Origin of the sequence: Tessaracoccus caeni, from assembly GCF_029211185.1 — a bacterium.
Lineage (GTDB): Bacteria > Actinomycetota > Actinomycetes > Propionibacteriales > Propionibacteriaceae > Arachnia > Arachnia caeni.
The window spans coordinates 33,319-34,554 of sequence record NZ_JARGDO010000029.1; the positions used below are offsets into that span (position 1 = coordinate 33,319).

A 1,236-nucleotide genomic window follows, 5' to 3' on the forward strand; every position below is an offset into this window, starting at 1 on the left:
CGCCCATCAGTCGGGCGAGCTTGTGCCAGAAGGACATTGCTTGCACCCCTTTCTTGGGTTTTTGGCGCGTTGGTACGCCGCGGTTATAAAAACGTTTTGCTTGTTAGCACATATGTCGAGAGTTCGACACTGTTTTCAGCCGATCGGGCCCTTCAAGCGAGCGAGGCATTCCCAGAAACGCATTTCTGATCACTCCCTTTCCTAGCCGTTCGTCCTGTTGATGTCTATCCTTCCGTGTCTGGATTCTGAGCACATCGGTCAAATAGCCATAGTTTGAATGGACAATCGTCCACGCCTGTTTGGATCTCGGTCGAGGGGATGGTCTAGACTCCCTGGCATGGACCAGATCAGGGTGTTGATCACCGACGATGACCCGCTTGTGCGATTCGCGCTTTCCCACTTCGTGGCTCGCGATCCTGAGATCACTGTGATCGGCCAGGCCGAGAACGGGCTCGAGGCGCTGGAGTTCATCGAGCGCGACAAGCCCGACATCGTGATGATGGATGTTCAGATGCCAGGCATGGGCGGCATCGAGGCGACGGAGCGGATCATCTCTCGCTGGCCTGACGTGTGTGTGGTCGCTGTGACCACGATGGATACCACTGAGACCGTGCTTCCCATGCTCAGTGCGGGCGCCTCCGGGTACATGCTCAAGGACTCCAGTGCGGACGAGATCCTCACGGCTTTGAAGCAGGCGTATCAGGGCACCAGCTCCCTCTCTCCGAGGATCGCTGCGATGCTCGTCAAGCACGTGCGCGAGGCGAAGCCCAAGAGCCCCGCCGGTGAGCTACGGCCATTGACCGAACGCGAGTCCGAGGTGCTGGGTCATCTCGCGCAGGGCATGTCCAATGCGGAGATGGCGCGCGCTCTCCACGTCTCCGAAGGCACGATCAAGGCGCATCTCGGCGGGATCATGTCGAAGTGGAACGTGCGCGATCGGGTTCAGGTTCTGGTCACGGCGGCCCGGGCCGGCCTGGTCAACTTCACCTAAAAAGGTTCCTCGGATAGGCGGCGCCGACGCAGCTGCCGCCGCTCCGAGGGCCTCCACGACACTCCTCGGACAGGTCGCTCATGTTGGCGGCCTGTCCGAAGCTATGTATGGGGCAGGCCCTAGATGATTGAGTCCAAGGGGTCGTGGCTCGGCGTGGTGTTGCCGTGAGTGTGAGGGAGGGCGTCCAGAGTCGGTGTTGCTAACACCAACACCGAGCCGGAAGGGCCCTGTCATGGTCACCGATC

At 60.3% G+C, this 1,236-nt stretch carries 1 protein-coding gene; it reads left to right on the plus strand.

Translation table 11 applies throughout. From position 1 onward, the window contains the following. Positions 1 to 337 precede the first annotated feature (337 nt). Positions 338 to 991 carry a response regulator gene (locus P0D62_RS18150; protein WP_275703944.1) on the plus strand — a complete coding sequence of 218 codons (654 nt, stop codon included), beginning with the start codon at positions 338 to 340 and terminating at the stop codon, positions 989 to 991. Positions 992 to 1,236 lie beyond the last annotated feature (245 nt).